16 protein-coding genes and 1 pseudogene are annotated in these 18,005 nt (G+C 60.3%); all 17 read right to left on the reverse strand.

Annotated elements, in window-relative coordinates; genetic code table 11:
• Positions 1-45: 45 nt before the first annotated feature.
• Positions 46-1,591 (reverse strand): annotated as a pseudogene (locus AC27VQ_RS17170) (ISL3 family transposase).
• Between the two features lie 519 nt (positions 1,592-2,110).
• On the reverse strand, positions 2,111-2,488 hold the full coding sequence (locus AC27VQ_RS17175) for a GFA family protein (protein ID WP_488717248.1): 378 nt from the start codon (positions 2,486-2,488) through the stop codon (positions 2,111-2,113).
• 334 nt (positions 2,489-2,822) lie between these two features.
• Positions 2,823-3,119, reverse strand: a complete 297-nt coding sequence (locus tag AC27VQ_RS17180) for a DUF2218 domain-containing protein (protein ID WP_313523418.1) — start codon at positions 3,117-3,119, stop codon at positions 2,823-2,825.
• A 59-nt stretch (positions 3,120-3,178) separates the two neighbouring features.
• Entirely contained in the window at positions 3,179-4,129 is a 951-nt protein-coding gene (locus AC27VQ_RS17185) for a FecR family protein (RefSeq protein ID WP_488717218.1), read from the reverse strand.
• Between the two features lie 60 nt (positions 4,130-4,189).
• On the reverse strand, positions 4,190-4,738 hold the full coding sequence (locus AC27VQ_RS17190) for an RNA polymerase sigma factor (protein ID WP_488717249.1): 549 nt from the start codon (positions 4,736-4,738) through the stop codon (positions 4,190-4,192).
• Between the two features lie 269 nt (positions 4,739-5,007).
• Entirely contained in the window at positions 5,008-5,805 is a 798-nt protein-coding gene (locus AC27VQ_RS17195; protein ID WP_488717219.1) for an ABC transporter ATP-binding protein, read from the reverse strand.
• A complete protein-coding gene (locus AC27VQ_RS17200; protein WP_488717220.1) occupies positions 5,792-6,778 on the reverse strand; it encodes a FecCD family ABC transporter permease in 987 nt (328 codons plus the stop codon). Before AC27VQ_RS17200 ends, AC27VQ_RS17195 begins: the two co-directional genes overlap by 14 nt.
• A complete protein-coding gene (locus AC27VQ_RS17205) occupies positions 6,775-7,773 on the reverse strand; it encodes a FecCD family ABC transporter permease (protein ID WP_488717250.1) in 999 nt (332 codons plus the stop codon). The genes AC27VQ_RS17200 and AC27VQ_RS17205 overlap by 4 nt, the downstream gene beginning before the upstream one ends.
• Before the next feature lie 35 nt (positions 7,774-7,808).
• Positions 7,809-8,741, reverse strand: coding sequence for an iron-siderophore ABC transporter substrate-binding protein (locus AC27VQ_RS17210; protein WP_488717221.1), 933 nt, complete (start codon positions 8,739-8,741; stop codon positions 7,809-7,811).
• Between the two features lie 52 nt (positions 8,742-8,793).
• Positions 8,794-11,214, reverse strand: a complete 2,421-nt coding sequence (locus tag AC27VQ_RS17215) for a TonB-dependent receptor (protein WP_488717222.1) — start codon at positions 11,212-11,214, stop codon at positions 8,794-8,796.
• 55 nt (positions 11,215-11,269) lie between these two features.
• Entirely contained in the window at positions 11,270-11,698 is a 429-nt protein-coding gene (locus AC27VQ_RS17220) for a hypothetical protein (RefSeq protein WP_488717223.1), read from the reverse strand.
• Between the two features lie 47 nt (positions 11,699-11,745).
• Entirely contained in the window at positions 11,746-12,897 is a 1,152-nt protein-coding gene (locus AC27VQ_RS17225) for a mandelate racemase/muconate lactonizing enzyme family protein (RefSeq protein ID WP_488717224.1), read from the reverse strand.
• A gap of 53 nt (positions 12,898-12,950) precedes the next feature.
• Positions 12,951-13,775, reverse strand: coding sequence for a carbon-nitrogen hydrolase family protein (locus AC27VQ_RS17230; protein ID WP_488717225.1), 825 nt, complete (start codon positions 13,773-13,775; stop codon positions 12,951-12,953).
• Between the two features lie 30 nt (positions 13,776-13,805).
• Positions 13,806-14,648 (reverse strand): ABC transporter permease, encoded by an 843-nt coding sequence (locus tag AC27VQ_RS17235; RefSeq protein ID WP_488717226.1) that lies wholly within the window; start codon positions 14,646-14,648, stop codon positions 13,806-13,808.
• 11 nt (positions 14,649-14,659) lie between these two features.
• Positions 14,660-15,562 (reverse strand): ABC transporter permease, encoded by a 903-nt coding sequence (locus AC27VQ_RS17240; protein WP_488717227.1) that lies wholly within the window; start codon positions 15,560-15,562, stop codon positions 14,660-14,662.
• Between the two features lie 61 nt (positions 15,563-15,623).
• Positions 15,624-16,826, reverse strand: coding sequence for a twin-arginine translocation signal domain-containing protein (locus AC27VQ_RS17245; RefSeq protein WP_313523396.1), 1,203 nt, complete (start codon positions 16,824-16,826; stop codon positions 15,624-15,626).
• Between the two features lie 53 nt (positions 16,827-16,879).
• Complete coding sequence (locus AC27VQ_RS17250; RefSeq protein WP_488717228.1) at positions 16,880-17,968, reverse strand: ABC transporter ATP-binding protein; 1,089 nt, start codon at positions 17,966-17,968, stop codon at positions 16,880-16,882.
• Between the last annotated feature and the right edge of the window lie 37 nt (positions 17,969-18,005).

The raw sequence follows: 18,005 nt of genomic DNA on the forward strand, positions 1-18,005 counted from the left end.
ATCGGCTTCCAATTTTGGCTCTGCCGCAGATTTGGTGGAATTCTCTCATGTCGCGCCGATCGGGCGGGCTTGAAGAAGATCAAGCTTTCCGCGACCGTAGATGTGGTGTTTCACGAGCTTGAGCTTGGTGATCTGACCTTCGGTTTATCCATTGGGCCACGTCTAGACGATCGCTGCCCGGACTGCCTGTATCGTTTTCGCAACGCCATTGCCAAAGGAGGCAACCAGACTGTCGCAAGCGGGGTCGGCCCACGATGCGAGCTCGTTTTCCGATTTGCGTCGGATCATAAGATGAAAGTCGGCAATGATATTGCGAGCAGCAACGAGCAAGGGAACGCCGCTTTCGATCGCGGCGATGGTGACGGTCTCGGATTTCGTCAGGTTGCCTCTGCTGGTTGTCAAAAGGCGGGCAATCGTTGGAGCAGAGCGGATGCGGATCAATGACTCTGCATCCGCCTTGTCGGCCCGCTTCCGCCGTGTGACCCATTCACCGACGACCCGACGGGAACCACGAAAGCCCAGTGGTCTCAATCGCCGCCATAGCCCAGTGCCGTTCCGCTTGCCGGCAGTCCATTGCGCATCGAGCATTCGAGACAGGGCTCCTTCGAACTTTCTTGACCGAAAGACGTCGTTGCGTCGCCCTCTGAGTACTTTGCGGATTAAGCCGCGGCTATGACCGGTATGGCGCACGATCTCCTGATCGTAACACCGCTCTTTGCGAGCGCTATAATCGTCGAGTTGGTATGCTCGCGCCTGAGATAGCCTTCGTATTGAAGGCGTTCGGCCGCAGTCAGAAGTTTAGGATTGATGCGCGTTGTACCGAGCGCCTTGCGAATTTGCCGCATAGATTTGCGACGGAATCCAGGAATGCACGGCTAGCGTTCTACATCCGATGCCATCAATCAGCGACCTGCGGTGCATCGGCAACGCCTTTGCCGCCGCAGCCCGTAAGCGCCGCCACGGTCGCGTGCCATGATCTGGATTTGAGGATTTCCCTGTAACCAGGCCTCTGCCGTCGCTGGCTCATCTTCGGGCAGCAGACGGATCGGCCGCCGGCGCTCCAGTCACACACGATCGTGTCATAGCGGTGATTGCGCCGCCAGGCCCAGTCGTCGATGCCAATCACCGAGGGCGGGATCGGCGACGGCAATCCTTGCCTGCGGATAACGCGGAGCAAAGTGTCGTTGCTGACGGGAAGCATGAGCCGCTGTGCAAAACGCGCCGCCGGGCGTCCTCCAAGCGCGAGGGCGAGATGGTGGACGAGATGCCCGATACGCCCGGTTCGTCGGGCGTAGGAAGATAGCACATCGCCGAACCGCTCGGCGAATATCTGCCTGCCGCAGTAGCACTGCGTCACAGGTGAGCCTCCGTGTGCGCACGAGACGTCTGACGCGCCTTCCCGACAGGGGGAGGTCCGCGACCTGGCGGCAATATCCGCTTCGAACCGTTCGCGAAATTCGCCCGCATACCGGACATGAGGCGGTAGCGCCGGCTCGGGAAGCAAGATGCAGGTCTCATCGTCAATGTGGGTGATGCGTTCGGCGATGCAACCGGCCGGCACCAAATCTGAGGGGCCAAACTTGGTGCTCATCAGATCATTCCTCTGTGGAAACAAGCAATTCAGCATCGTCACAACGGCATCAAAACTGGGTCAGACTCAAAATTGGTCGCGGAAACGCAGCCACACTAAGCTTTTGCGCGTTGTTGGGTGCCATCTAGGCATCGCAAACGCCAGTGGAGACGCAGCTCCTTTCGATGTTAGATCGAGAAGGAGAAGCCGCCGCAGAGCGAAAAGGAGCACATCTATCCACCGCGATCCCAGCTATGTGCCGAGTGCCGGCGAGGCTGCGACCGTTTTGGTCCGAACAGCTATCCGTCGGCCGGTCGGCGAGAACATGCTTTCGCAAAGGCATTCGGACAGCGTGAATGCCGAACGTCGGCCAGTAAACCTCGTCGACCTCCAGATCCGAACCGTCGACATGGATGATCTGCTGGTCTGGCTGCGGCGCGTCGAAGAGTGTCTAGGCGCCAGTGGCCGTCTCACCGAAGTGTGTGTCGAACGCAATGATGACAGCGGACTCGCGCAGCAGGCTCGTGTTCGACGGGGCACCTATGGGGTTCGTATCGTTACCCATAGGTGGCGATGGGCGTCATAGACACTTTGGGTTGGGCTGAGCCCCTCCTTGTCTTCAAAACAACCGAAGGCGATTGCCGTCATGCCCGGCTTGAAGGCAGGTTTCCAGAAGACGGTTGACCCGCAGGTGGGGCAGAAGTGAAACTCAACCGGCAGACCGCTATCGCCTATCCGGGAAAATAGCGCGTCGGGGCCTGTAACCGCCGTTACCTCCGTTGCAAAAAAGACGGCGACCCCGAAGGCGGAACCGGTGCGGCGCTGACATTCCTGACAGTGACAGGCGGAAATCTTTCCAGGCTCGCCGTGCGCAACGATCGTAAGCGCGCCGCAGGTACACATTGCCTTGCGTTTCATCATGGCGTTCCCCGGTGCATTCACCACGGTTGAATAATTTGTTGCTGTACCCATTCTGGAAGCAGAACCCACCCCTGTGCTCACTGGTCCCTCAGTGTCCTACACCCTGTTTAAGGATGCCCGAATGATCGAGGCCGGCTTCTTTCACCAATTCGAGCAACAGACCAAACCTTCGGTCCCCTTGATGCTGCAGAACCGTCATTTCGATGTTTCAGGATCGTGAGCCCGTGCGACCGATAAGCTCTCGAGCGGATATGGACCCATGCTCATCGAATAATCCGCCACATTCAATGATTTCGTTCGATCGTAGTGGCGCGGTGGCTGCCGTACCAGGCTAGGTAACATTTGAGCGCTGCCAAGCGAGGCCTTCAATATCCTCACGGAAAGAAAAGCGCACCAAGTGGGTTTCGATGGCCGACTGGGCCCAGGCGACGATTTCCTCGGTCGGCGCCTGCACGGACAGATGCAGGCCCTCCGCATTTGCGTCGAAGGTCGCGACACCACCATCAAAACGGCATTCACCGTGGGTCTCGGTGTATTCGACATCCACCTTGTGGGCGAAGTGCTTGCACATCTGGACCAGGTACTTGGCCGCAAATTCGGTCTTCACCACGGCGGTTGTTGCGATCATGTGATTGCTCCTGTCATCGACTTCTGCGCCCTCGAAAGGGCATTATCTCTTGATCGACCTTAGCGAATGACGATCAGCGGTCCGACCCGCGTCATCTTCACGCCAAGCGCCTGACGAACGAAGGAGAGCGCGGCCGTCGTATCGGAGACGGTGATCGTGCCGCTCACCCGGCGATTTGCGAGCCCGCTGCCGGCAAGGATGATCCGGCCGGAGAAGTGGCGGCCTATCTCCTCGATGACATACGAAAGCGGCGCGTTTTCCACAGCGAGTTGGCCGCGCTGCCAGGCGAGGGCCACGACGCCGTCCACGGACTGGATCTGCGTCTTTCCGCTTGCGCGATCGTAGGTGGCCTGCTCGCCCTCGGACACGCGCATGGATGGCGAACTTGCACCACCGGATTCGAGCAGCACGGTGTGCTCGGTGACCGTGACCCCCGTGTCGAGAGCGCCGTAGCGAACATCGAATGCCGTACCGAGAGCCGTCACGCGCGTGTCTCCCGCCTCGACGGTAAAAGGCCTCGAGGGGGCAGATGCAACCTGGAAGAAAGCCTGCCCGCGCAGCAGGCGGATCGTCCGGCGCTTCTCGTCGAAATCCACCGCGATCGCCGACGACGCATTCATCTGCACAATGGATCCGTCCTCAAGCGCGAGAACCGGCATTTCGTCCGCATTGGACATGGCATCGGCCCGCAGGCGCATCGGGCCATCGAGAGCAAGAAACGACGCGGCAGCACAGGCGAGCAGCAGCATGGCCGACAGAACGGGCTTGGCGCGGCTGCGTGTCTCGGTTCTGATGTTTCGCAACGCCGGATCGGACTGAATGGCCGAACGGGCATCTCCCATCAGCGCCTCGGCGATCCGGTATGTACGACAGTTTTCCGGATCGTTCAGCCAATCCGCGAAATGCGCCTTCTCTTCCAACGGTTGTGCGGGATCACGGTTGCGCAACAACCAGTCCGTCGCTTCCCTGTTGCGTTTTCGTTGAACTTGATTGGCACGGTTGCCCCGCATCGACTTCTCCCGGAGCATTGGTCTACCTGGTAGACGATTGGCACCGCCTGTTCGGGACTCTTATTCGATCCAAAGAAGACGGTCGAGGCAATGCGCGAACGCCCGGCGCAGATGCCGGTCGACCATGTTGCGGGAAATCTTGAGCTTTCGCGAAATTTCATCCGGTGAAAGATGGTGCAGCCGGTGAAGGATGAACACCACGCGGCGGCGTTCGGGCAGTTCGGAGATGGCGTGGCGCAAGATGGCGATGCGCGCCTCGATCTCGAGCGCAAGGTCCGGCGCCGGGCCGGTGCTGGCAACAGTAAGCGCCTCCTTCTCCGTGCCGGAGAAAAGGCGCGCTTCCCTGCTTTCGCGCCGCAGACGATCGATCCCCAGATTGATGGCCGAACGGCAGAGGAACGCCTTGATGGATCGCTTTTTCCGCAGGACATCGGGCTGGGCGGCCAGCTTGATGTAGAGGTCGTGCACCACATCCCTGGCGGTAGAGAGTGGGTGCCCCTTGCGCCGTACGGCCTTGGTCATGTCAGCGTAGTGAGCCTCCATCGCGCGATTGAGCAAATCGTTGCTATCGAGAGCATCCCAACCGAGCGGAGAGGAGGAGTTAGACATCAGCACTCTGTTCCCAGTCGCATGACGGCATGCCTGCATTCGGATATCAAAAAACATTTCAGGCCTTCGGAGGAAGGGGTATCGACTCTATAAAATGCCTGCAAGTGCAATAGGTTAGTTTCTCCGAGAGTCATCCGATTAATCAAGACAAAATAACTCATCTTTATGTCTGATTTCGTTGCCAGAATCCTTTTGGCTCTCGGTTTCAGCGGGTTCGGCCTCTGCCCGGAAAACCCACTCGACGTGATATTTCCGCCACACTCCGGAAGCTACAACGGAACGCAGAGGGGCGTTCCAGCGACGGGATCGCGAATGACCACCGACCGCACGCCGAACACTTCTGCAATCGCTTGTTGCGAGATCACATCCGATGGGCGGCCCGCCGCGCTGATCCTTCCGTCTTTCAACAGGACAATATGGTCGGCATAGCGTGCCGCCTGATTGAGGTCGTGCAGCACGGCGACGACAGTCTTTCGGTGATTGCGCACGAGAACCGTGATCAGATTCATCAGCTCAATCTGATGCGCGAGATCAAGATAGGTCGTCGGCTCGTCCAGCAGCAGCACCTCGCCCTGTTGCGCCAGCGTCATCGCGATCCATGCGCGCTGCCGCTGGCCGCCGGACAGTGTGTCGAGAGGCACTTCGGCCAGTGTCGTCGTGCCTGTCAGCTTCAGGGCCTCGTCACAGGCTGCCTGATCGGCTTCGGACCACCGCCCGAAAAGAGACCGATGCGGGTAACGTCCCTGCTGGACGAGATCGCGAACCGTCAGCCCCTCCGGCGCCACGGGTCCCTGAAGGAGAACGCCGACACGCCGCGCCATCTCACGCGCGCCGAGTGTCGCGATACTCCTGCCATCCAGAAGGATCGATCCGCGAAGGAGTGGCATGAGCCCGGCGAAGGTACGCAGGATCGTGGACTTGCCGCTGCCGTTCGGTCCGACAAGCGCCGTGAAACAGCACTTCGGCACAGGAAGATCGAGGTCTTCGACGATCGGGCGGTCGCGATAGGCAATGGACACCCCCTGCCCGTCGAACTTTGCCGACCTATTGCTTTCATCCTCGGACATGGCGACGTTTCCATAAGAGAGAGGCGAAGAAGGGAGCCCCGATCAGCCCCGTCACGATCCCGGCCGGAAGCTGGACCGGTGCAATGACCAGCCGCCCCAGGAGATCGGCGGCCACCACGAGGATCGCCCCGCAGAGGGCGGCCACGGGCAGGATCCTCACATGAGACGGACCGACCAACCGGCCTGCGACATGGGGTGCGACCAGCCCGACGAAGCCGATCAGCCCCGCTGCGGCGACGGCAGCTCCGGAGATGAGCGTGCAGAGAACGATCATGAGGCCGCGGGTCCGATCCACCGGCTGCCCGAAACTTTTTGCCGCGTCGTCCCCGAAACGGATCAGATCAAGTTCGCGTGAGGCCATCCACACCAGGGCCAGCGGAATGACCAGCCAGAGGAACAGGAAACACACCTTGGCAAGGCTGGCGTCATAGACGCTGCCCGCCAGCCAGATCATCGCGCGCTGGACATCGCCGATCTCGCCGAAGGCCGAAAGGAAGGTTGTGGCGGCGCTGGCCAGCGAGCCAAGGCCGATCCCGATCAATATGATGCGCAACGACGACGTCCCGCCGCACCAGGACAACAGGTATACGGCAGCCGCCATCGCCGCCGCGCCCACGAAACCGGCAACGGGAAGCAAGAGAACCGGTGGATCCTGCAGGAGCACGATGACGGCCATCACCGCAACCGCGGCACCGCTGTTGATACCGAGAACGCCCGGTTCGGCGAGCGGATTGCGCATGATCGCGAGCGTGATCGTACCGGCCGTCGCAAGGGCCGCGCCGACGAGGCCTGCGAGCAAAACGCGCGGAAGCCGCAGATCGAAGACGATCATGGCGTTCTGCGAAGTCATGTCGCGCGGTCGGGTGAGCGCTTCCCAGAGATCCTGTCGGGACAACCCGACATCTCCCAACGCAAGGCTGGCAATCACCAATCCGGCAAGCACGAACGCCAGGAAAAGCAGGCAGCGCATCATATCCCGCTCCCTGCCCTGCTGCGCGCCAGCCAGAGGAAGAACGGTGCACCGATCAAGGCCGTCGTCACACCCACGGGAAAGTCCTGGCTACCGAAAATCACACGGCCCGCGAGATCGGCAACCACGACCAGCAGCGCGCCGCCAAGCGCACTGAAAGGCAGGACCCAGCGATAATCGACACCGATCGTAAGCCGCACGATATGAGGAACGACCAGCCCGACAAAGCCGATAGGCCCGGCAAGGGACACCACACTACCGGCCAGCAGGATGACGGTCGCAATGGAAATCGACCGCCAGACCACCTGATTTTGCCCCAGCGACCGCGCGGCATCCGCCCCGAGACTCAGCGTCACGAGATGACGTCCGAGAAGCAGACCCGCCACAAGCCCCGTCAAGACGTAGGGAGCCACCGCAGCATTTTGCGCCATCGTCCGGCCGGTTACGGATCCCGCGGTCCAGAGGCGGACGGCATCGAGCGTGTTCTGGTCGAAGATGAGAACTGCGCTCGTCAGGGCTGTCAGAAACGTTGCGACGATGGCGCCCGCGATGACGAGCCCGATCGTCGAATGCCCTGCCGGGCCGAAGGATCCCATCACATGGACGAGCAGCGCGGCAGCGCCCGCCCCGCCGAAGGCGAACCACATATAGATGTCCCCGGTGCCGGTCCCGAAAAGCGTCATGACCAGAACGACGGCGAAGGCCGCACCGGCATTGATGCCGAGCAGTCCCGGCGAGGCGAGAGGATTGTTCGTGACCGCCTGCATTATGGCGCCGGAAACGGCGAGTGCACTGCCCGCGAGCACGGCTGCAAGCACGCGTGGCAAGCGGATCATCGTGACCAGCAGGTGGTCTCGCGACCTGTCAGGGTCGACAACCGCGCTCCACACGGTCGCAAGCGGTATGCGCGTCGCGCCCGCGACGAGCGACCACAGCACAGCCGCAACAAGCAGGCAGAAAAGCAGAAGCAGGCCCAGAGGCCTGCGTCCGCTCTTCATGGCGCGACGTGCGGTATTCGTGCCGGCTCGACGATTCATCGATCTGCCAGGATGTAGCGCTCGATATCGTCAAGGATGCGGTGCGCGGAGGCGACGCCGTGAAAACTCTGCCAGGTTGCCCGATCGACCCGGTGGGCGCGACCGTTCTGCACCGCGGGCAGAAGCTGCCAGAGCGGATTGCTCGTCACTTCCTTTTCAAGCGCGTCGTCCGGGCCGCTTTCGAAGCCGCTGGCCGATACGTAGAGAAGAACATCACCATCGAGATTGGCAAGTTCCTCCCAGTCCGGCCGCTTGACGATCGTTCCATCCATCACCGTCTCATAGGCGGTGCGCTTCACACCGGCTTCGTGCAGAACCGCAAAGGGCGCATATGCGGCAGGGCCATCGAGGAAGACGACAAACCGGCCCGGCGCAAAACGAACGGTGGACACCGTAATGTCCTTGCCCTTCATGCGCTCGCGGATCGCTGCAACGCGCGTTTCATAGGCTGCAAACGTCTTGTCGGCCATGCCTTCCCGGCCGGTGATCTGCGCGATGCGCCGGCGATATTTCTTCCAGTTCGTGTGGTCGAGGAAAACCGTCGGCGCGATCTTCGACACCGTCTCGTAAATCGCGGCATGGCCCTCTGTGCTGCCGATGATGAGATCGGGTTTCAGAGCCGCGACACGCTCCAGGCTCGGTTCGCGCGGGTTTCCCAGATCCACCATTTTCGCCTGTTTGACGGCATTCAAAACCTCTTCATCCTGGATGGCCATGTAGGGCGTGGCGACGACGGGCGCATCGAGCTCGATGAGAAGGCCGAGCGTCAGCAAGGGATCGAGCGTGACGATCCGCTTGGCCTCCGCCGGAACGCAGACCGGCGGGTTATAGATGCCTTCCGTTATCTCTCGTCCCTGGCAGGCGGCTTTTGCCAGCGAGAGGGAGGAAAGAAGGAGCACGACAATCAGACAAAAGCGCAAGGCGAACACCGTTTCATAGCAATGCAGATGGCGATCGCGGGGCTTTCGCCCCGCAACCCGATCAGAACTTGGCGCGGACATTCAGCCCGAACGACCGCCGTGCGCCGGCCTGGCCGAAGGGTAAGGCGGCGTCCGGATCGACGATGGTGAAGTATTTCTCGTCGGTGAGATTTTCCGCGAAGGCGGTAATCTCCCAGTTGTCCTTCTTGAACCCGGCCTGCGCGTTCACGAGGAAACGAGAGTCGATTGCGTACATGCCCTTCGTGCCGAAGCGCGAATTGTAGTCCGTGGTGTATTTGGCATCCGCGCCGACATAGACGCCGTTCTCGAACTCATATCGGCCACCGAAACCGACGGTCCATTCCGGCGCTTCCGGGAAGGACTTGCCGGCCTGATCGCCGAGGCCACCGTGATTCCATTCGAGGAATTTGGTATTCAGATAACCGATTGACGCAAATGCTGAAAATTGAACGGTGATCTGATAGGTCGGCTCGATTTCGAACCCCCAGGCGCGGGAGGATGCAGCGTTTTCCGTCACGCGGTAGCCGGGAATGTCCGAGCGTGGCCGGATTTCGACCTGTTGATCCGTATACTTCGTATAGAAGAGGTTGGCATTCAGTGTGAGGCGATCGTCCAGCAGCGTGCCCTTGTAGGACAGCTCATAGCTCTGTGAGTATTCCGGGTCATAGGTATCGATCGTATACACCGGTGCCCGGCTTCGGTTGACGTAAGAGCCGCCCGAGCGGAAACCCTGCGAATAGGTGACACCCACCTTATGATTGTCGCCGAACGCCTTCACCAGACCGACTTTCGGCACGAAGTTCACTTCGTTAAATGACGATGTGCCGTTCGGCGGTGACCAGACCGGGTCCATACCGTGGAGAACCATCGAGTTCAGTTCGGTGTTCTTTTCCTTGAGGTAATCGAGGCGCCCGCCGACGGTCGCAAACCATGTGGGCGCGAACTCATAGGTCGCCTCGCCGAATACCGCGAGGTTCGAGGTCCTGCGATTCTGGTCGTCATCAAGCTGATAGATCACGCCCGGCATGAAATCCGGATAGGGCTCCGCGATGAAACGCGATGCGCCATCGAAGACCTGATGGCTGCCGAAGACGCCGGCGACCCATTTCCAGCGGTCGGCCTCGTAATTGAGGCGCAGCTCCTGGGTGATGATGGAATCGTTGTCCGTACCCCAGATGCCCGTCACATAACCGGGCGTATCAGCATCGACGGAGCGCCGTTTGTTGATACCGTACTGGAATCCCGTCTGCGAGGTGAAGCGCAGCGCATCGGAAAAATCATGCGTCAATTCGAGGCCGAGATTGTGGACCTCGGTCCAACGATACTCGGTATAGGTGTCAGGATTGTTGTTGAAATCGCCCCGCCCGTCGTAAAGCCCGACCAAGCGGTCGTTTGGACGGTCCTTAGAATAGGAATAGGTCGCGACTGCGCGCGTCTCCGGCATTTCGGACGGCGTGAACAGCACCTTGGCCCTGATGGTGCCGCTGATATCCGTGGTCAGATCGTCATAACCGGCATAGTGGCTGAAATTCGAGTAGCTGACATCGGAGCGGGACCGCTCGAATGCGCCGGCAATGCGCAGCGCAATCTGGTCCTCGGCCAGCGGGGTGTTCACGACGAATGCGCCGCCGACGAGATTGTTGCTGCCGACGGTGCTGGAAAGCTCCACCTCCTTGTCGAAGGTCGGGTCCTTCGATTTGATATAGACCGCACCCGACATGGCTGCACGGCCGGAAAGCGTCGACTGCGGGCCGCGATACACCTCGACTTGCTCGACGTCCCAGAGGTTTCGGGCGCCGAAGCGCGAGTTATAACGGGTCTGGAGGATGCCATCGACATAGAGCGAGCCGACCGGCGCACCGCCCGGAACGAAGCCTTCCGAGCTCATGCCGCGGATGACGAAGCCGGAATTGACCGTGGCGCTGTCCAGCACGTTGGCAAGACGGCGATAGGCGTCCTGCGTATGCCGGATCTGGCCGTTCTGGATTGCCCGGGCATCGACGATACCAACGCTTGCGGTCGTATCGTTGAGCGTCGTCGCCTCGCGTGCGCCGTAAAGCGTGATCGCTTCCAGCATGGTCGCACCCTCGCCGATCCCACCGGCCGTGGCGCCGGTTTCCGCCCGATCGACGCTTAGCGTCACATGATTGCTGCCGGCAAACCGTGCATCGACACCGGTGCCGGCCAGCACGACTTTCAGCGCCTGCTCGGGCGTCAGGCTGCCACGCGCACCCGCCGTCGATTTTCCGTTTGCCAGCGATGCGTCATAGAGGATCTGGAGGCCCGTCTGAGCGGCCAGGCTGTTGAGCGCCGGGGTAAGCGGACCGCTTGGCACAACGATGGACCGCGCCGCGGACTGCGATTGTGCCGGTGCCTGTGCAACGGCCGGCGCCGCAGTGCCGAACGCAAAAGCGGTAGTCCCGGCCAGGAGCATCGCCTTTGCGGAAAAACTCGTATTCATGAAAATCCCCAATCCATGCGGCGTTCAAGGCGCCGCAGTCCACCAATGGAGCGGATCACACCCACTCACTGGCTTTGACGATTGGGTTTTCCGATTTGGGACTCTTGTCCGCTCGATGTTTTTTGAAACCGTCAGTCCGGTTCGACGCAGGAGCCTGTTCAAGGCCGGCGCGCCCGGCACCTGGTGAAAACGACAGATTACCAGCAAGCCGGCAGGGAACTCCTGGCCCGCGGCAATGGTCACAAGCATCGAATAGCAAACCGCGCTCGCGATGCGTGAAGCCGACGGCCTCGAGAGACCATCCGACATCCACCAGCATCGGGCTGAGAATGTCGAAGATCATGCCGATCCCGGACGGCACGATCATCATCAGTCCCGCCCAGCTCGCCATGACCGGCTGTGCCCAAAAACGCCAAATCCAGCCATAAAGAACAGGATTTGCACCAGGCAGCAGCCGAGCACCGCAGCCATCAGCAGGAAACATCCACCCCAGCCTAGCGTCTGCTCCCAGGAAATGAGTTTGCTGATATTTCAGCTAGACATGAAATGCTCAACAGTGAATTCATCCAGCGCCGCCCTATCAAACTGGAACCCCCAGCCCGCACGATCGGTGAGGATCAGTTGTCCATCTTTATAGACCTGACGCGTTTCTGGTGAGACAAGATGCTCGAAATTATAAATGTCCTTCTCAAGCAGGAAATGTTCGACCGCGATGCAGTTAGGTGTCGCCGCGGCGAGTTGTGCATGCGCGTTAGCATGCCAATGCGGTGCAACAGAGATGCCAAAGCTTTCGGCAGCACGCGTCACTCGGATCCATTCGCTCACGCCACCGAGAACACCCACATCCGGCTGCAGGATATCAGCTGATCGCGATTCGATGAGCCTTCGGAATTCGTGGCGCGTCTGGTGGATTTCACCGGTAGCCACCGGTGTATCCAGCCTGCGTGCCAATTCCGCATGGCCGGCATAGTCATCGGGAGAAAGAGGCTCCTCGAACCACCAGAGACCTGCGTCCCCGGCTGCCTTCTCGAAAGCACGCGCGGCCAGAAGAGCCTCGTTGTAGTCGCGGTAAGCATTGTTTGCGTCGAGCGCCAGGCGGCCCTGCCCGTCCATGGCATCAATCGCCGCTCTCACGCGGTCGGCGTCTTCCTTGATCGAGAGACCGCCGACCTTGATCTTGTGATCGGAAAAGCCATGCGCGATATTGAGGCGGATTTCGCGATGAACCGCCTCTGCCCACGGACCGTCGTCCGGGCGATAATAGCCGCCAGACGCATAGGCTGGTACCGGACGGACCGTGCCGCCAAGCATGACGGCAAGCGGCATGTTCCTGCGCTTGGCCGCGAGGTCCCACAACGCCATGTCGACCGCTGAAATTGCGCGTAGGACGATGCCTTGGCGGCCGGTCAGCAGCGTTTCCTGATACAGCCGGTCCCAAAGGCCCCAGATATCGTCGGCATCGGCACCGGCGAGCACCGGCGTGAGGAGATCGGCAACGACTTGCGCTGCGACCGCACCACCGCGCGTACCAGCATAGATATATCCGAAGCCCTTCGCTTCGCTGCCATCCGCGGCAATTTCCACGACGAGATAATCGCGCTTGTCGAGCAACCGTTTGGCGATACGGGTAGGCTTGGCCACCGGCACGCTGACGGCGCGCGCCTCGATCATCTTGATTTTCATTTTAAAATTCCCTCATTTCCAAAGGCACAGCGGGCGCGGCATAGCCGGGGAACTCAATCGAGCCTGTATGTGGCCGGCCGGCGGTCCTTCCAGGGTGACAGTTCGAACTCGCCAGCCTTGAACGCGATCGTCTTGTTGCGAGCGCGGTCAACATCGGCGGCCGCCACCACGATGCCATCATCTGTTCCCGCGTTGACGATGACATTGCCGAGCGGGTCGATGATCTGGCTCTTGCCGAGGAAATCGGCATCGCCTTCGCTGTCCGCGCGGTTGGCGACGAGGAAGAAGACGAAATTCTCGGCGGCGCGTACGCGCGTGAAGTAGTCGGCGAGAAGGACGGACTGAACCGGCCAGTTCGTCGGCAATGCGATGAAATCGGCGCCCGCCAGCGCCAGCGTCCGCGAGACCTCCGGGAAGCGAATCTCATAGCATATCGCCACGCCCACCTTGCCCAAGGCCGTGTCGAAAACCGAAACGTCGATGCCTTCAGGCTCATCCACGAAGCGATCTGCGCCTAGGAAAGGCAGGTGACGCTTTCGGTGGATGCCGGTCACGCCATTGGGACCGATGACCGCTGCGACGTTATACAGCTTCGGCCCAACCCGCTCCAGGAACCCGACGACGACTTCCAGCGAATGCTCCGCGCAGAGCAGACGCACCTGTTCGAGCTCCAGCCCGCCCTGCTCGATGGCGCTTGCATAGGCGTCGTCGCGGCTCTCGAACATGTATCCGGAGAGATAGCATTCCGGGAAGACCAGAAGCTTGGCCCCTTTTTCGGTGGCCTGCTTCATCCAACCGCCCATGGCGGCGAGATTGTGGGCGACATCACCCAGAACGGCGGGCACTTGGGCGACGGCCACATATGCGCTCTCAGTCATCGAATTTCCTTTCAATGTTCCAAGTGGTGGTCAGGACTTCGGGCGAGCGAAGAGGAAGATGAAAATCGCTGCCATCGTTGGAAGTGTGACCAGCAGAATGAGGGTGGAGAGGGAAAAGACGATCGGTACCTGCGACTGCTGGGCCGATGCCATCGCCCAATTGTAGATCGGCATCGTGGTTTCCGTTCCGCGCAGGAAAGTCGAACGCAGCAATTCGTTGAAGGACAAGAGGAAACTGAAGATGCCGGCACCGGAAATGCCCGGCATCAGAAGCGGCAGTTCGATATCCATGAAGCGGCGGAAGGGCTTGGCACCGAGATCTTCGGCTGCCTGTATCAGTCGCCGGTCGAAGCGTAGCATGACGATCAGGATGAGAAGCAGCGCGAATGGAAACGCCCACACCATGTGCGCGATGAACAGCGACCAAAACCCGAGCCGCAGGTCCAGAACCGTGCGCAACAGCACGAAGAGCGCCGCGCCGATCGTCAGCCCTGGAACGAAAAGCGGCAACACCGCCATCATGACGACCGGCCCCGGCCGCGCCAGCGCGACGATCGACCGTGCCACGAAGGTCCCACAAATCATGCAGGCAACCGAAACCGCCGTACCGAGCAGGACGCTGTTGAGGAATGGCGCATGCCAGTTGGTATTGGCAAACAGCAGTTGGTAGTGATTGAAGGTCAGCGGATAAGGCCGGCCCGAAAGCGGCTCGGCGCTAATGGACATGATCCCCAGCCAGACAACTGGAATGTATATAAGCGCAAGGGCGAAGAAACCGCACAGCCTTGCAATGGGGCTCCACGCTTTGGCAGAGTTGCCTCGCCTTGAAAACCTTATGCCGGAGGCGGCCTGGTCATGGACGATTGCTGACATAGACGTGCCCCTCAATGACCGTGGTTCTGGAAAATGGATGCCATGTTCATCCTGCCTTTGAGGCTGAGCGTCAGGACGGAGAGCAACAGGACAAGAATGACGATGACGATGGTAGAGAGGGCCGCCGCAACCGGATAATTCAGGTTGGAAAGCGCACTCTGGATGGACTGGCCAAGCAGATTGACCTGCCCGCCGCCAAGCAATTGCGGCTCTACCCAGGCGGCCATCAGGGGGACGACGGTAAATATGGCGCCGCCGATGATGCCGGGCATTGCGAGCGGCAGAATGATGTTTAAGAGCGTCTGCCGGGCGCTGGCGCCCAGATCTGCGCTCGCCTTGATGAGATCGTCATCGATCAACGAGATGGTCAGAAAGATCGGGAATACCGCGGAGGGAAAGTAGCTGCCGATCATGCCGAAATGCACGGCAAAGCCCGAATAGAGCAGCCAGGTGATCGGCTGGTCGATCAGGCCTGCATTCATCAGCAATGTGTTGATCAAGCCATTCGTGCCGAGGATCGAGCGCCAGACGATGATGCGCGAGGATGCGTCCAGAAAGAAGGGTATCGTCAGAAGCGTGATGATCAGCGCCCTCACCCGGTCGGACCGGCAGCCCTTGGCGAGCCAGAGCGCGAAGGGGAAGGCAAGCAGAAGCTCTATGATCGTCACCGTCACGGCGAACTGAAGCGTGCGTGCGACCACGGTCCAGCGTCCGGATTCGAAAAGACCGGTCCAGGTCGCGAGCGTCGGCTCGAAGACCATCTGATATTGCTTGATGGAGAAGAAGCTGAACACGGAAATGATCAGCAACGGTACGAGAACTATGCCGACCCAGCCGCTCAGAAAGACCAGCGTGAACCAGCCCGTGGCCGTTTTTGGCAGCGCCAGTTTCCTTTGATTCGAAAACATCGTCATTCCGTCCCTCTCCTTTCTGCCGATCCCGCCGGGCAACCGGCGGGATCGTCTTTTGACCGTATCAAGCACTGAGGAAGCGCTGCCATTCCTGTTCCATCACGTCGGCATTCTCAGCCGTCGGCTTGCTCCAGAAGGCGTTGGGGTTGGACATCTTGCGCTCGATCTTCTTGTCGGTCGCCTGAAGCGCGTCGATCTGCGCCTGATCCCAGCCGGCCTGCTTGGCATACTCGACGCCAAGATCCATGTTCGGGCCGGCATAGCCACGGTCCCGTGCCTGGATGGCGCGGAACTCGCCGCCGAGGAAGTAGTTGAGCACCTTGTAGATGGCGTCCTTATTGCCTCGCTCGATCGCCTGAGCCGGAACATAGGCGCCGTGTCCCCACTTTTTGCCGCCTTCGACGGCAAAAGCGTAGATTGGTGCCTTCTCGCCCATCGTCTTCTCCGCCTCCTTGACCGCCGGCTCCCAGCACTCGAGCACGTCGACTTCGCGATTCTGGATCAGCTGCACCTGCTCCTCGAAGGAGTTATGGAACGTGCGGAATTGTCCCGCCCGCTTGCGCTCGATGGCATAATCGACGACCGCCTTGGCTTCCTCGGGCGTCAGGTTGGCCGGATCGCCGATCTGGAGACGCCCGTTGATCTTCAGGAAGTTGGCCATGCAGGCCATGGCTTGCGACAGGACGCGGTCGAGCGCCACGCGGCCACGGGTGCGGTCGTCTTCGTAGAGCACCGCATAGGGAATTTCGTCCTCACCGTTCGGATTGGCGCCGATAACCTCCGGGAAATAGGCGAAGGTATCGCAGTTGCCAAGGATCGGCGCACCGTAGACCTTGCCGTCAAACATTGAGATGTCGGATTTCTTCCAGAAATCGGGTGTACGGTCCCAGAGGTTCAGTTCCGGGTCGGTGGTGTCGATCTCAGCGTAAAAACCGTTGGGGCCGAGAATGTTCTGCGTCCCGTTGTCAAAGATGAGGATGTCATGCGTCTCGCCGATATTGTTGGCCATGACGTCGCGCATAAAGACGCCGATATCGGCATCGGTTCCCGTGAATTCGAGCTTGACGCCGGTTGCCTTGGTCAGGAGCGAGGGATCGCCCATCTGCGCCGTCGTAACGCCGTAAGCCTTCAGAAGGACTTCGTCCTGCGCAAACGCAGCCGATTTGAAGACGCCACCCGCTGCGATCGCCACACCGACGGCTGCCGTGGATTTCAGGAACGAACGGCGACTGATGTCTCCGCCGGTATGCTGCTGATGAACTGACATGCTGCTCTCCTTTTTTGGTTATCGTGAAGCGTGAAGCGATGTTGCAGGCCGGATCACGGATCCATGACCGTGCAGGCAGACTTCGCCCAGCCGATCTTCCGGACACCGCCGGGCGGCTGTTCGGAATCCCACAGTCGGGCACGTGCAGGCCCGATGGGCGTTTCGAATGCGATATCGAGATATTTGCCCTTGTAGACCGAGTTCTGGATTGTTGCGTCCAGCACGTTTTCCAGTCCATCCTGCGGGTCGAGCCTGACCCTCTCGGCCCGAACGCCGAGAACAGCCTTCTGGCCGGCAACGGGCGCCGACGTTCCCGACCATTGTCCCGTGAGTAGCTGACCGCTGACAGACAACGAAACCGCCGAGCCTTCGATCGCGGTGATCACGCCTTCGAAAACATTGTCCACGCCCATGAAACGGGCAGTAAAGCCGCTGTTGGGCCGGTCGAACAGATCGGTCGGCGCACCCTCCTGAGCAATTCTGCCGTTGCGCATCAACAGGATGCGATCGCTCATAGTCAGCGCCTCTTCCTGACTGTGCGTGATGTAGACGAACGTGATGCCGAGATTGCGCTGGATAGCGATGAGCTCTTCCTGCATGTCCACCCGAAGCTTCTCGTCCAGCGCGCCAAGTGGTTCGTCGAGCAACAGAATGGCCGGCTTGGTGATGAAGGCGCGGGCAAGAGCGATGCGCTGGCGCTCGCCGCCGCTTAGCTGCGTGATCCGGCGTTCCGACTTATGGGCCAGGCGCACCATTTCAAGCGCGTCCATCGCCTGCTTCTTGCGGGCATCCCGCGAGATTCCACGCACCTTCAAACCGTATTCGACATTTTCGCGAACCGACATGTGGGGAAACAGCGCATAGTGCTGGAACACGGTGGTGCAGTTGCGATCGGATGCGCCAAGTGCACGAACGTCCTGGCCACCGATGCGTAACGTCTCCGCCTCGGAAGGCTGCTCCAGCCCCGAGATGATCTTGAGCAGTGTCGTCTTCCCGGAACCACTTTCGCCGAGGATCGTCAGGAACTCACCCTCGCCGGCCACCACCGACACGTTATCCAGGGCCTTGACGCTGCCGTAGTAGAGCGTCGCGCCGAGCACCTCGAGCATATTCGATCGCGGGGAACGCAACATCTCGGCCATGGTATCTTCCTTTGACATCAGATTGCCTTCTTGATTT

The sequence above is a fragment of the Shinella sp. 20P9.1.1 genome, assembly GCF_057798995.1.